Genomic DNA, 13,106 nt, shown 5'->3' on the forward strand with positions numbered 1-13,106 from the left:
ACCCCGACGGTCCATGAGCGGGCCCGGTTTCCAAGCCCGCCACCGGCGGATCCGCTCACGCGGACACACCCACCCACAGAAGGGACAACAATGGCCACACAGACCCAGACCCCCGTCCAGCCGGGATCGGAGAACAAGCTCTACATCCTCCAGCAGGGCATCGTCGAGGACGCGCCGGGCGGAGTCCCCGCCCACCTCAGCTTCGGCATCCTCAGCACCGTTCCCGGCCCGGTCAACCCCGGGGACATCACCTTCACCCTGAAGGCGCCCACCGGTTTCGTGTTCACCGGCTGGCTGTCCTGGGCCTACCACGACGTCAACACGCTCCAGGCCAAGGGCAATCTCGAAACCACCCAGGGCACCGTCGGTGACGGGGGCCGCACCCTGACCTTCACCCACAACCCGTACCTGTCCACCAACCAGGAGTGCCTCGGCTACGGCGCCCAGGTGACCGCCGTCGACGGCGCGACCCCGGGCCGCTACACCGACGGCCAGCTCAAGGTGGGCGCCGCCAACCCGATCAAGCTCAAGGGCCGCGTCCTCGACCCCAACGAGGACTGAGCCACCCGGTGAACCGGCCCGTCGGTGGTCCCGCCGGCTCGACCGGCGCCATCGACGGGTCGCGCGCAAGAGAAAGGCTGGAGATGTACGGAGCAGAAAACGCCCTGCCGGGCCGTATCCGGCGCGCTGCCTCGTCGGTGCCACGGCTGCGACGGGGCAGACGGCGCACCTGGACCCTGGGCACGCTGGCCGCGGCGATGCTGCTGGCGTCGTCACTGCCCGCGAACGCCGCCACGGCGCAGGCCCAGCCCGCAGCGGCGGCTTCGCGGGCCACGACCGCACGAGACCCGGAGTGCGTTCAGCCGGGGAACGCGTGGCTGAACCCCCGCTTCTACTGGCGCAACGTCTTCGGCACCCGGCTGGGCGAGGGGGTGATCAACGAGTGGTCGTCACCGAACCCGTTCGGCGGCCGGATCGCGCCGGGGTCGACGTTCACGTTCAGGTGGCGCCCGGACACCACACGCAATCCCGTGGGAGCGCAGTACCACATCCACCGGGTCAATCTGGCCTCGGTGATGGCGGTGGCCGACGTGGTGTCGGTGACGGGACCGGGCAGCTTCTCCGGGACGACGCTGAGCGCCCAGGAGACACCGCCGTACAAGCTGGCGGACACCGCGGTGACGTTCCGCATCAGGCCCGGGACGGAGGGCCGGACGGCCACCCTCTCGTCGGCCGACCACAGCCTGACCACGAGGTGGCTGTTCGCCAACATCAACAACATCTGGGAGAACACCGGAAGCATCTCCTTCACCGTCGCCAGCCGCGCCAGCCTCGGCTGCGACTCGTCCTCGATCCTCGGGTGACGGATCGATGAGGTAATCGACCCCCGGGTCGCTGACCTGGGGGTTTCTCGTGGAGCGGGTGACGAGAACCGAACTCGCGCTCTCAGCTTGGGAAGCGACGGCGCTTCGGCAGCCAGACCGGCTTTGCCCCGGGCGTAGGCACGCCAATGTCTCTGTCGTGTGGGGGCCTGCGCGCACATGTTTAAGACTGCATCCCAAACGAGGCGAGCACGCATGGCCGTCACGGGCGAGCCTGCCTACGCCTCTCACGCGCTGACCAATGACGCAGCTCACGGCCCACCAGCAGACCTTTGCTCAGAGTTTGCGTAGCTCGCGGACGTGAAGGGGGACTGCTGACTAGGGTCGAATGCCCGGTTGGTCAAGGAGGGGGAGACGTCAAGTCATGGGTGACAGCGACGAGGTGCTCGACATCAAGATCGCCGACCTCAAGGCGACAGCACCTCGTTTTCACCATCAGAGCGTTGCTCTCGCGCAAGCCCTCACGAAGCTGAAGCACGGGCTGGCTGCGGCCGGCTCTCCCTGGGGAGACGACGAGCAGGGCGAGAAGTTCCATGAGGTGTACGGTCCGCACGTCAAGCAGATCGAGCAGTCCACTCAGATCCTGGTCGACGGGCTGGCCAGCATTCGAGAAGCCATGGTCGACATGGCTGACGGGCACCTCGACAACGAAGAGCTGATCCGAGGCATGTTCAGCCGGATCCGCGTTGATCGCGACACCAAGGGCGATGGCAAGTGAGTGTCGCGGACAAGGCCCGCAAGGTCGTCCAGGACCTGACGGGCATGTGGTGGCCGGACGCCGATGAAGACGGGTTGCGGGACGCCGCGAAGGTGTGGAGGAACTTCGCCGACGACGTCGACGATGTCACCTCCGACGCCAACAAAGCAGCGCGCTCCATCATCGAGCACAACAAGGGCGAGGCCATCTCCGCCTTCGACGACCCGTACTGGCGTCGCTACTACCACGACGGGCGAGGCTGGCTGAGGGATCTTGCCGACGCCGCCCGAGACATGGCCAAGGCTCTGGACGCCTACGCGGACGCCGTGCACGGCGCGAAGAAGAAGCTGGAACACGAGCTGGAGATCGTCGGCGCCACCCTCGTCGCCGGGACCGCCCTGGCCATCTTCACCGCGGGCATTTCGGAGGGCGCGGCAGCAGCGGCAGCGGTCACTGTCGCGGACATGGCCGCCGGCCTGGGCATCGCAGTGACCGAGGAGATCGCCACCATTGCGGGCACCACCCTGGCCACCGCGGCCTTCGCCGGTGTCGAATCCATCACGGTGGATCTCGCTGTAACCCAGCCCGTGTCCATCGCCTTGGGGGAGCAAAAGGGTGGGCTCAGCCTCGATGAGGCCCGCCAGGCCGGTGTGTACGGCGCGCTCCTGGGCGGTGGTTTCGGCGGTGCGGGTGCAACTTTCCGGGCTGTCCGTACTGGAGGCTTGACGAGCTTCTTCGACAGCATCGATATCAATCTCACCGGGCCTCGCATGGCCGTCGCCGGAGTCCCGGGCGAGCTCGGCGGAGCCACTGGTGACCTCGCGGCGGGTAATAGCTACGCGATGCGGATCAGCGGCTCCGGCGCCGGGGATAGCGGGGCGGGGAAGGGACCTTGGCCTGCGGTGAGCGGCGTCGAAGGAGCCGCAGCCGGTAAGTCCCTCAGACCGCCGAACGCCCGGCACACTGTTTCGGGGGCCGCCCACAGTGGCCGCAACGTCAGAGAGGCCAACAGTGTTGTGCTTCGCGGCTACGAGCAGGACATCCACCAGGACATCGCCGACATCGCGGCCGGCAAGGCCGTCTGGGACGACGCCACCAACCGTTACGAGGTCAACGGGCGCACGTATGGCGTCGAGGACACGGGCACGGTGTACCCCGACAGCGGTGCGGGCATCGTCAAGCTCGACCGGAACGAATACGCCGCCCTCCAGCAGATTGCCAAGGCCAAGGGTGATATCAGTGCAGCTCCGCAGCTGACGCGGAATCCGCGCTTCACAAACAACCCAGAGGCCGTACAGAAGGCCATGGACATTTACAACGGGACCTACTCACCATGACGTACAACCTCCTCACCGTGGAGCCCCTGTCCCTCGACGCCGTCACGGCCGCACTTGCGCAGTGCCTGCATGTGGGCGTCCAGGAGGTGGACGTCGCCGACGAGGACACAGACCAGGACCTGCGTAACTGGGATGCCCTGGTGCTGTGCGAAATGGTGAGCGTCCTGGGTGACGTGTCCACGTCTCTGGACATCTATGTCAACGAGTCAGTGCAGCCGCTCCCCAGCGAGCGAGAGCTGGCATCCGCTTTCGCCCGGTCGGCAGGTGCCCTGGTCCTCTTCCCCGCCGAGGAGGCGCTGCCGAGCGCGTACTGGCTGGCAACGGAGAGCGGACTCGTCACACGGGCACGCCTGTACGAGAGCGACGACGAAGAACTCGGCTACACGATCGACAGAGTCGAGGCACCCATCGACCGGCTCCCGCACGTCACGGTCGCGCGCATTCCCGAAGTTGTCCGCGAGCTAAAGGTTGCCACCCCGCTTGGCGACGTCTTCGCCGCGCATCTGCATCGCATGTACCCGGAGGAGACCGACACCCCGGGAACCCCGTTCTGGACGGCAAGGAGTGCCCTGATCGCCTGGGAGAAACTCGTCCGCCAGATGGAAGCTGCCTGGGAACCGTCCGGCTGGTATCCGGCCGACCTCTACATGGAGCGTCTCTCAGCGCGGGACAGGCTGGAGCAGTTGCGCAATCAGCTCCCCCCAAAGGTGACTGTCCTCCTGCAGAACGCTCTTGAGCCGCTGGACGACCTTTTCGCCGACCTGACAGTCAACGACACTGATGGCCTGCTCGGCAGGGAGCCGCTCCCCGGCAAGGACGCCGCCTCGGTACACGGATGGTGGTGGAACCGCCGCCCGGAACCCCTGCCCTGGTGATATCACGGACCATTGCCGCCGACTGCAATCCAGATCGGCAGGGCACGGTCCGGGACGTTCTGGGCGCGCCCTTGGCTCATCAGCTTCTGGCCTCCTTCACCTGTAGGTCCGCCGCTGAGCTTCACCACTGGTGCGGGATCCTTGTGATGTGGATCTGGCGCGTTTCTGGCCCCCGACGGCTGAACAAACTGCGCAAAAGACGAGGCCCAGGTCTCTGACCTGGGCCTTCAATATGGCGCGGGTGATGAGAATCAAAACTCGCGCTCTCCGCTTGGGAAGCTAAGCGCATCCAGGGCTTGCTCCGGAGCTGACCTGCGGAGGAGCGGTGTTGGTGCCCGGTGGGCGGTCGAATGGGTCCCCGGTGTTCCCTGGTTCCCCGCACGATCTGGCACACGTCTGGCACGTACGACCACCCGGGCTGAGAGGCTGAGCCGGTGACTGACGATGAGGTTGTCGAGGCGTTGCGGATCATAGCCCGGGCGGGGACTTTGCCACCGCCCGCAACACCGGAGGCTGTCGTCGCGGCGGAAGAAGTCATCGGGTTCCCGCTGCCCTCTCTCCTGCGGCGCCTGTACGTCGAAGTCGCCAACGGCGGATTCGGCCCGGACGAAGGAGTCCTGGGGGTGAGCGGTGGGGCCGCGCAGGGCAACTTTGCGGACATCGCCGAGCTGTACCAGGACGGTCCGGATCCGTCCGGCCGCATCCCGGCCGGCCTGGTGCTGATCTACGACTGGGGCTGCGCCATCTGGTCGCTCGTCGACTTCCGCGATCCTGCGGGCGCCATGTGGTGCAACCACGAGGGCGAGTGCTGGCCCCAGGGCGTGAACTTGGCAGAATGGCTGACCGGCACGCTGGCAGGAACCCTGACGGTGGAAACACTGCTGGAGAGCCAACCCGCTTCGTAGACCAGATGTCCCCCTGCCCTGAGCCGATACTTCTCCGATCGGGGTGGCGGGATTTGAACCCACGACCTCTTCGTCCCGAAGCAACTCGCGCAGGCCGCTGGCCTTTGGCCATTGTTCCCCTGACCTGCTGCGATGGTCCGTGAGCGTCCGTGCTCGTCCGTCGCTGTCCGTCGGCGTTGTCACGCAGTTAGACACTCACCCTGTAGGTGGCGTGGCTCTTGCCGGTTCTGTCTTCAGGGACCGAGGACGCCCAGCGCGCCGAGTATGAGGCAGGCGGTACCGAAGAGGAAGAACCCGCCCATGGCGATCAGGCCTGCGCCGAGCCTCCCGACGCCGGCACTCTTGCCCCCTTGCGGCACCAACGAGCCCGACGTCTTTTGCCCGATGTCGAGATACGCAGGTAGCCGTCCGGTCCGTCGCAGCATCCGCCCGACGCTGATGAGCGCTATGCCAAAGACCAGCGCTAGCACGCTCGTCTGGAGCTGATAGGCCGGGTCGTGCCCGTCCGAAACAGCGATGATCACTGAAGTCCCCCCAGGACGTGCCAGACAGGGCCTCTGTCCGGCGGGAAGAAGCGCCCCTCATCTTGCCTGACCGCCACCCCTGGGGGAAACGCATATGACCCCGGCCCTCTGACCTGCGGGTTCGCGGCTGACGGCCGCGCCTCACCTGTCACTGTCGGTCGCCATCGGTCGGCCTCGGGCACCCTCGCACGGCCCAGGGACGGCCCAGGGCCGAGCCGAGTCGGAGCGGTCATGCCGCGCCGCACCGACACACGTCAGTCAAGCGGCATGGAGGCGACCGGGAGCTGTTCCTTGTGCACCCACGTTAAGGAGCGATCCGGTTCCAGGTGGGCTTCTCCCCAGTGAATGACGTGAATGCCGCTCTCCGCGTCGGCCGTGAAGAACATGCAGACGAGTCTCGTCAACCTAATGCCGGGTGACGAGATCGAGGAAGAGTTCGCATCCTTGCATCCGAACCTGCGGAACCTAGTAACCATACGGGGAAGCGCTGCGATAAGGAGATGTGAACTCACGGGCGTGGGAACGGCGCTAGGGCATGCGAACCTCAGGCGGATTTTGGGCGAAGAGTTCTCTGCGGGCCTTGAGGTGTGGGTGCATTAGCGACCGCCCCAGTCACAGAGGGTTTCTCCCACGACGTGCCCGCAGCCGCCGAGCGCGCCGCAGAGGCGGTGCGCGCCCGCGCTGTGCGCGGGCCTTGAACCCGTAAAGCTGGCGCCGCTCACCAGGGACCTGTATCGCTACCTTCTCGACAAGCACCTGGCCGCCTTCGCCGACGTGGACTTGGACGAGATCACGGCACCGCGCGTGCGCGAGTGGCGGGCCGAGCGGTTACGTCTGACTGGGGCCAAGACCATGACGGCCAAGGCGTACCGCCTCCTGAAAGCCATCATGGAGACAGCCGTTGACGACGAGCTGATCACGCGCAATCCGTGCCGGATCAAAGGCGCTGGCAAGGAGAAGGCGGCCGAGAGGCGCATCGCCACCGTCGCCCAGGTCGATGCGCTCGCCGAAGCCGTCGGGATGCGGTGGCGGCTGATGGTCTACCTCGGCGCCTCCGGTCCGATGCGCCCGGAGGAGCTGGCCGGCCTTCGTCGCCGGGACGTCGACCTCGACACCCTTCGCGTTCGCCTCGCTGAGCCCGAGCGGATGAACGGGCGACGCGTCCAGGGCGACACCAAGTCGGAGGCCGGAACCCGGACTGTGATTCTTCCCGCGTTCCTCCGCCGGGAGCTGCGCTGGCATCTGGAGTCGTACGCCGAGCCGGGACCGGACGGGCTGATCTTCGTGGGGGAGAAGGGCGCCCCCTTCCGCCGCAGCACCTTCGGGCGGAAGTGGCGTGAGGCGCGGGAGACCGTCGGCATGCCGGAGGGCTTCCGGTTCTACGACCTTCGCCACACCAGGCACACGCTCTCCACGCGGTCCGGCGCCACCCTCAAGGACACGATGGTCCGCGCCGGGCAGTCCTCCGAGAAAGCCGCGCTGATCTACCAGCACTCCGACGAGGAGCGGCAGGAAGAGGTCGCCGCCGGCCTCGACGCCACCGTACGGAAGGCGCGGGCGGCTGCTGCGGCCAGGAAGGTGCCCGACAAGCCTTCTGGCACGAATCTGGCACGCGGCGAGTGATCACCACGCACAACAACAAGGCCCAGGTCTCTGACCTGGGCCTTCATCATGGAGCGGGTGACGAGAATCGAACTCGCGCTCTCAGCTTGGGAAGCTGATGTTCTACCATTAAACTACACCCGCGTAATACGGACGGTACGGCCCCGGAGGGTCCGGTGTCCGGATGCTCGCTCACTCTACATCATCATCGGGCCCCGGTGTCCGGAGCCCGGAGGAATGCGTCGGTGGGCGGCGGGGTAACCGGCTGCGGGCGGCTGGAGTTGGGGCGTACCGTGGGCGGTCCCGGTGGGGCCGGAGTGCCGCCTGGAGAGTCGTCTCTTTGATCCCGTAATGTGCCTTCGTCGTCCGGGCAGCAACGCCGGACGAGGCTCCTGGGGAAGGGACTTGAGGGACTTGATGGAACGCACCGTCGTCCGATGCGCGGACGGGCACGTCTTCAGCACCGCTTCGTTCCCGATGCAGAAGGCCGAGCGGCTCGGCCCCGGCCGGCTCGTGCGGTGCCCGCGGTGTGCCCGGCTCCGCAGCGCGACCCCCGTCGTCCTGGAGAAGAGGTAAGGGCGCGGCGGGAGAGGAACCGGCTGTAGCCGGCGTGTGACAGCGGGCGTGCGGAGCCGTCGCGATTGCGACGGCTCCGCACGCCTTGCGTATCCTCGCTACGTGCTTCTCTCAGACAAGGACATCCGGGCCGAGATCGACGCCGGGCGGGTACGGATCGATCCCTACGACGAAACCATGGTGCAGCCGTCGAGCATCGACGTCCGGCTGGACCGGTACTTCCGGGTGTTCGAGAACCACCGGTACCCGCACATCGACCCCTCCGTGGAGCAGGCCGATCTGACCCGGCTGGTGGAGCCGGAGGGCGACGAGCCGTTCATCCTGCACCCCGGGGAGTTCGTGCTCGCCTCCACGTACGAGGTGATCACGCTTCCCGACGATCTCGCCTCCCGGCTGGAGGGCAAGAGCTCGCTCGGGCGGCTGGGGCTGGTCACGCACTCGACCGCCGGTTTCATCGACCCGGGATTCAGCGGGCACGTCACCCTGGAGCTGTCCAACCTCGCCACGCTCCCCATCAAGCTGTGGCCGGGGATGAAGATCGGGCAGCTGTGCATGTTCCGGCTGACCTCGCCCGCCGAGTCCCCGTACGGCAGTGAGCGCTACGGCTCCCGGTACCAGGGGCAGCGCGGGCCGACCGCCTCGCGGTCCTATCTCAATTTCCATCGGACCCAGGTGTGAGGGCGACGACAGCATGAGCAGCGCAGACGTGCGGGAGAACCTGTCCTACGAGCGGTTCGGGGCCGCCATCCGCGAGCTGGCGCAGACCATCGCCGACGACGGGTACGAGCCCGACATCGTGCTCAGCATCGCGCGCGGGGGTGTCTTCGTCGCGGGCGGGCTCGCCTACGCCCTCGACTGCAAGAACATCCACCTGGTGAACGTCGAGTTCTACACCGGTGTGGGGACGACCCTCGAAATGCCGGTCATGCTCGCGCCCGTCCCTAACGTGATCGACTTCTCCGACAAGAAGGTCTTGATCACCGACGACGTCGCCGACACCGGCAAGACCCTGAAGCTGGTCCGCGACTTCTGCCTCGACACCGTCGCCGAGGTGCGCTCCGCCGTGATCTACGAGAAGTCCCACTCCCTCGTGAAGTGCGAGTACGTGTGGAAGCGGACCGACGACTGGATCAACTTCCCGTGGAGCGTGGAGCCGCCCGTGGTGAAGCGGGCGGGGCAGGTCCTGGACGCCTGATCCCGGGCACGGACACCGGAAAGGGCCCCCGGCTTTCGGCGAATTCGAGGGGTCGTTGCAACACAGGTGATCAACTGGCTGTGGCCAGGAGCTTAGCGAGGCGCTCGGCTGGGGTTTCCCAGCCGAGCGTTTTGCGTGGACGGCTGTTGAGTTCGGCGGCGACGGCTGCCAGGTCCTGGGGAGTGTGGGCGGTCAGGTCGGTTCCCTTCGGGAAGTACTGCCGCAGCAGGCCGTTGGTGTTCTCGTTCGAGCCGCGCTGCCAGGGGCTGGCCGGGTCGCAGAAGTAGACCGGAATGTCGGTGGCGACGGTGAACGACAGGTGGGCGGACATCTCCGAGCCCTGGTCCCAGGTCAGGGACCGCCAGAGATGGGACGGCAGGGTCGGGACGGTCGCGGCGAGCGCGTTGCGGGTGGCCAGGGCACTGTGGCCGGTCGGCAGGTGGACGAGCATCAGATAGCGGGTGGAGCGTTCGACGAGCGTGCCGATGGCGGACTGGCCGTTCTTGCCGATGATCAGGTCGCCTTCCCAGTGGCCCGGGACGGCCCGGTCGGCCGCCTCGGCGGGGACGCTCGCTGATCATGACCATGTTCTTGATCGGCCGGTTGATGCGCCTGTCGGCGTGGCGGTGGGGGCGTCGCATGGCCCTGCCGGTCCGCAGTGCGCGGGTCAGTTACCGGCGGAGTTCGCCGCGGCCCTGGACGTAGAGGGCCTGGTAGATCGTCTCGTGGACCACGTGCATCTCCGGGCGGTCGGGGAAGCGGGTCCGCAGAGCCTGGCAGATCTGTTCCGGGCTCCACCGCATCGTCAGGTGGTCCTGGATGAAGTCCCGCAGTTCGGGGCACTGGCCGATCTTGCCGGTCTTGGGGCGGGCGCGTCTGCGGCGGGCCCGGCGGTCGGCGTGGAAGGGCTGGTAGGCGAAGCCGCCCCGGGGCATCGGCCGGCGGTTGCGGCGTATCTCCCGGCTGATGGTGGAGGGACTGCGCCCCAGCTCGGCAGCTATCTGCCGGATCGATGCCTTCTCCCGCAGACGGTCCGCGATGTGGATGCGCTCCTCCTCACCCAGGTACCGCGACGGCCGTGAAGGCGGCTCCGCCTGGTCCACCGGTTCCCGGGACAGCCCGGGAACCGGATAGATCGGCGCAACCGCCTTCAAGCCCTTGCCCGGCGAGTGGTGACCGTTACGCCACTTCCTGCCGGTTCGCGCGTTGATGCCGACGAGGCGAGCCGCTTCCCGGGTGCTGTAGCCCTGCTCCATGAGCTGGAAGTATGCGGCCCGCTCAGCCACCAACTTGCGTGGCCCCTGAGGAGCCCGCACCTTCCGAATCTCGAAGTCCATCGCATCCCCTGAACTGGGGTGTTGCGACGACCACTAGAAGGAAAGTTCCCGCCGGGGGCCCTTTCCGCGCGTCGGCACTCAGAACGTGCCGAGCTTCACGATCGACAGCAGCGCGATGAGCTGGATCGCCGACGCGCCCAGCGCCCTCGGCCACGGCAGGTCGTGGGAGCGGGACACCATCAGGGTCAGCAGGGCGCCCGCGCCGATCCAGGTGGCCCAGCCGAGGAGCTGGACGAAACCGGCGTCGCCGCCGAAGAACATGGCGACGACCAGGCGGGGCGCGTCCGTGAGCGCCGTGATCAGCATGGACAGGCCCACCGTGGGCTGCCAGGCGCCGTCGCCGCCGAGCTGGCGGGCCAGGGTGTGGGTGACCACGCCCAGGACGAACAGGCCGAGGACCATCACGACCGCCGTGATCAGCACGATCGGCACCGCGTTGGAGAGGGTCGCGCTGATCGCGTCCGCGCGGGCGCCGTCGAAGCCGAAGACCGCGAGCAGGCCGTAGAGGAAGGTCACGACGAGGGCGGGCGTCCACATCGTGTAGTCCCGCATGCGCAGGAAGGTGTCGTTCGGGGACAGGACGATCCCCTTCAGCAGTTCCTTCCAGTGCAGGGGCGGGCCGAGCGGCGCCGCCGGCGCGGTGGCGGAGCCCGCCTGGTAGGTCGCGCCCTGGGTGTAGCCGGCGGCCTCGTCGACCGAGAAGGCCTGGGTGTGGCCCGGGTTGTTGGCCGCGTAGGGGTCGTGCGCGCCGGGGCCGGGGCCCGGGTGGTGGCCGCCGTCGCCGAAGTACTCCGGTCCGTCGTCGGCCGGCCCCGGGTACCCGTACGGCTGCCCCTGCCGCTGGTACGGCGGCTGCGGCGGCTGCGGCGCCGACGGGTAGCCGTACGAGGGGCCCGCGGGAGCGGAGGGGCCCGGCCGTCCGTACGACGGCCCCCCGGGGCGGGCGGGCCCGTGTCCCTGCCCGTGCCCGTACGACGGTCCCTGCGGCGCCTGCTGTCCTTGGGGGGTGCGGTTGTCCCGGCCCCCGCGTCCGATCCTGAATCCAGCCACGTCAACGAACGTACCTGGTCCTGAGGACCGGTGTGCCGGGCCCGGCGGTCCGGGCCCGGCTTTGCGGCCGACCTGTGACATCCCCTAAGGGGGCGTCAGCGGGCGGTTCAGGGTCCTGCCAGGGTTCCGCCGGGGTTCGCCCCAGGTGCCCCCGGTGATGCCGTGCGGCGTCAGTGGTTGAGGACCGAGCCGTACCGCGGGGTGCCCGCCGTGGAGATGCCGGTGGCCGACGGGCCGAACGAGAGCGCGCCGGTCGTCGTCGGCCCGGTGGGGGCGCCGCGCAGCGACCAGACCGCGCCGTCGGCCGCGTTCTCGCCCGGACCCGCCACGGTCAGCTCGGCGCGGTGGTCACCGGAGTGGTCGGCGAGCAGGACCCGGGCGCCGAAGCGGTCGCCCTTCTCGGCGGTGCCGGGGACGCCCGCGGTGTTCTGGGTGTACGACACCGCGCCCTTGGCCGTCAGCCCGTGGGCGGTGCCCCGCAGGAGGGTGACCGATCCGGCGCCGGAGTCCTCGCCGGGCGCGCCGACCGCCAGGTCCTCGAAGCCGTCGCCGTCCACGTCGCCCAGGAAGACGCCGCTGCCGAACGCGTCGCCGGTCTCGGCCGCGCCCGGCACGCCCGGTGTGTCCTGGGTGAGGACCAGCAGGGCGCGGGTGGTGTCCTCGCCGCCCGGTCCGCCGTAGACGACGGTGACCCTGCCGCCCTTGGCTCCCGCCGGATCGGCGGAGGTCTCCGCCGGGTTGCCGACGGCGATGTCGGCGTACCCGTCCTTGTCGATGTCGCCGATCGCCGAGACCGTGCCGGCGGGCAGCTCCTGCCACCAGTCGGTGAAGTTGCCGATGGACGGGTCGGTGACCAGGTGGGTGACGGCGGCACCGGTGCGGGGCTGCCGGCCGTGCACCACCAGGCTGGTGGACCAGGCGGGGGAGACCCGTCCGGCGGACACGGAGGTGACGCCGTACGACGGGGAGTAGGGGGCGGGGAAGCCCGCTCCCGAGCCGCCCTGGAAGGAGCCGGACCGGGTGACGGGGCCGTTGACGAAGTTCAGGGCGCTGGAGCCGGTGGAACCGATCACGACGTCGAGGTCACCGTCACCGTCGAGGTCGCCCACGGCCAGGGACTGCCCGTACCGGTCCGTCTCCTCCTCCCAGTAGTCGACGACCGTGCGGGCCCCGGAGAGGCCGGACCGGCCGCCCCAGACGACGACCACCGTGCCGCCGTTGGTGTCGCCGTCGACGTCCTCGCCGGGCGCGCCGATCAGCAGGTCGGCGTAGCCGTCCTTGTCCAGGTCGGCGGAGGCGACGGCGCTGCCGAAGGCGTCGCCCGCCTCGGCGGTGCCGGGCACGCCGGCCGTGTTCTGGGTGATCACGGTGCGGGTGGCCGTCTTCAGCCCGGTGGAGCTGCCGTAGACGACCGAGACGGCCCCCGCCTTGGACCGGCCGCCGACGGTCGCGTCGGGGGCGCCGACCGCGAGATCGGCGCGGCCGTCGCCGTTGAAGTCGTACGGGGCGGCGGCCCGGGCCGCGTGGGCGGCGGGCGCGGCCAGGGCGAGCGGGGCCAGCGCGCCGGCGAGCGCGCCGGCGAGGAGGCGTGTGCGCACGGAGTTGCCCCGGGAAGGTCTGGGGCGG

12 protein-coding genes, 1 tRNA gene and 2 pseudogenes are annotated in these 13,106 nt (G+C 68.8%); 9 read left to right on the forward strand and 6 right to left on the reverse strand.

Annotated features, from left to right (window positions below):
- Positions 1 to 90: 90 nt before the first annotated feature.
- The 6 genes from ACZ5DC_RS11545 to ACZ5DC_RS11570 all read left to right on the forward strand — a co-directional run bounded on the left by ACZ5DC_RS11545 (position 91) and on the right by ACZ5DC_RS11570 (position 5,196).
- Positions 91 to 561, forward strand: coding sequence for a hypothetical protein (locus ACZ5DC_RS11545; RefSeq protein ID WP_468651715.1), 471 nt, complete (start codon positions 91 to 93; stop codon positions 559 to 561).
- Between the two features lie 83 nt (positions 562 to 644).
- On the forward strand, positions 645 to 1,364 hold the full coding sequence (locus ACZ5DC_RS11550) for a hypothetical protein (protein ID WP_468651717.1): 720 nt from the start codon (positions 645 to 647) through the stop codon (positions 1,362 to 1,364).
- A 382-nt stretch (positions 1,365 to 1,746) separates the two neighbouring features.
- Positions 1,747 to 2,100, forward strand: coding sequence for a hypothetical protein (locus ACZ5DC_RS11555; protein ID WP_468651719.1), 354 nt, complete (start codon positions 1,747 to 1,749; stop codon positions 2,098 to 2,100).
- Positions 2,097 to 3,416 (forward strand): WXG100-like domain-containing protein, encoded by a 1,320-nt coding sequence (locus ACZ5DC_RS11560; RefSeq protein ID WP_468651721.1) that lies wholly within the window; start codon positions 2,097 to 2,099, stop codon positions 3,414 to 3,416. The genes ACZ5DC_RS11555 and ACZ5DC_RS11560 overlap by 4 nt, the downstream gene beginning before the upstream one ends.
- Positions 3,413 to 4,291, forward strand: a complete 879-nt coding sequence (locus tag ACZ5DC_RS11565; RefSeq protein ID WP_468651723.1) for a hypothetical protein — start codon at positions 3,413 to 3,415, stop codon at positions 4,289 to 4,291. Before ACZ5DC_RS11560 ends, ACZ5DC_RS11565 begins: the two co-directional genes overlap by 4 nt.
- Positions 4,292 to 4,725: 434 nt before the next feature.
- Positions 4,726 to 5,196, forward strand: a complete 471-nt coding sequence (locus ACZ5DC_RS11570; protein WP_468651725.1) for an SMI1/KNR4 family protein — start codon at positions 4,726 to 4,728, stop codon at positions 5,194 to 5,196.
- 233 nt (positions 5,197 to 5,429) lie between these two features.
- Here ACZ5DC_RS11570 and ACZ5DC_RS11575 read toward each other — a convergent pair whose 3' ends face one another.
- The gene (locus ACZ5DC_RS11575; RefSeq protein WP_468651727.1) at positions 5,430 to 5,720 is read right to left on the reverse strand and encodes a hypothetical protein; all 291 of its coding nucleotides are present in this window, start codon (positions 5,718 to 5,720) and stop codon (positions 5,430 to 5,432) included.
- Between the two features lie 254 nt (positions 5,721 to 5,974).
- The gene (locus ACZ5DC_RS11580) at positions 5,975 to 6,106 is read right to left on the reverse strand and encodes a hypothetical protein (RefSeq protein WP_468651729.1); all 132 of its coding nucleotides are present in this window, start codon (positions 6,104 to 6,106) and stop codon (positions 5,975 to 5,977) included.
- A 322-nt stretch (positions 6,107 to 6,428) separates the two neighbouring features.
- Between ACZ5DC_RS11580 and ACZ5DC_RS11585 the strand changes: the two are divergent.
- Positions 6,429 to 7,343: pseudogene (locus ACZ5DC_RS11585) on the forward strand (tyrosine-type recombinase/integrase); the annotation flags it as partial.
- 49 nt (positions 7,344 to 7,392) lie between these two features.
- Here ACZ5DC_RS11585 and ACZ5DC_RS11590 read toward each other — a convergent pair.
- Positions 7,393 to 7,466, reverse strand: a tRNA-Gly gene (locus ACZ5DC_RS11590).
- A 534-nt stretch (positions 7,467 to 8,000) separates the two neighbouring features.
- Here ACZ5DC_RS11590 and dcd point away from each other — a divergent pair.
- The gene (dcd, locus tag ACZ5DC_RS11595) at positions 8,001 to 8,576 is read left to right on the forward strand and encodes a dCTP deaminase (RefSeq protein WP_014673940.1); all 576 of its coding nucleotides are present in this window, start codon (positions 8,001 to 8,003) and stop codon (positions 8,574 to 8,576) included.
- A gap of 13 nt (positions 8,577 to 8,589) precedes the next feature.
- Positions 8,590 to 9,093 carry a phosphoribosyltransferase gene (locus ACZ5DC_RS11600; protein ID WP_468651731.1) on the forward strand — a complete coding sequence of 168 codons (504 nt, stop codon included), beginning with the start codon at positions 8,590 to 8,592 and terminating at the stop codon, positions 9,091 to 9,093.
- Positions 9,094 to 9,163: 70 nt separating this feature from the next.
- Here ACZ5DC_RS11600 and ACZ5DC_RS11605 read toward each other — a convergent pair.
- The 3 genes and pseudogenes from ACZ5DC_RS11605 to ACZ5DC_RS11615 form a co-directional block, all read right to left on the reverse strand.
- A pseudogene (locus tag ACZ5DC_RS11605) lies at positions 9,164 to 10,430 on the reverse strand (IS30 family transposase).
- Positions 10,431 to 10,508: 78 nt separating this feature from the next.
- Positions 10,509 to 11,561, reverse strand: coding sequence for a Yip1 family protein (locus ACZ5DC_RS11610; RefSeq protein WP_468651733.1), 1,053 nt, complete (start codon positions 11,559 to 11,561; stop codon positions 10,509 to 10,511).
- A gap of 89 nt (positions 11,562 to 11,650) precedes the next feature.
- Positions 11,651 to 13,078, reverse strand: coding sequence for a hypothetical protein (locus ACZ5DC_RS11615; protein ID WP_468651735.1), 1,428 nt, complete (start codon positions 13,076 to 13,078; stop codon positions 11,651 to 11,653).
- Between the last annotated feature and the right edge of the window lie 28 nt (positions 13,079 to 13,106).

This window comes from Streptomyces sp. NPDC031445 (genome assembly GCF_055581365.1).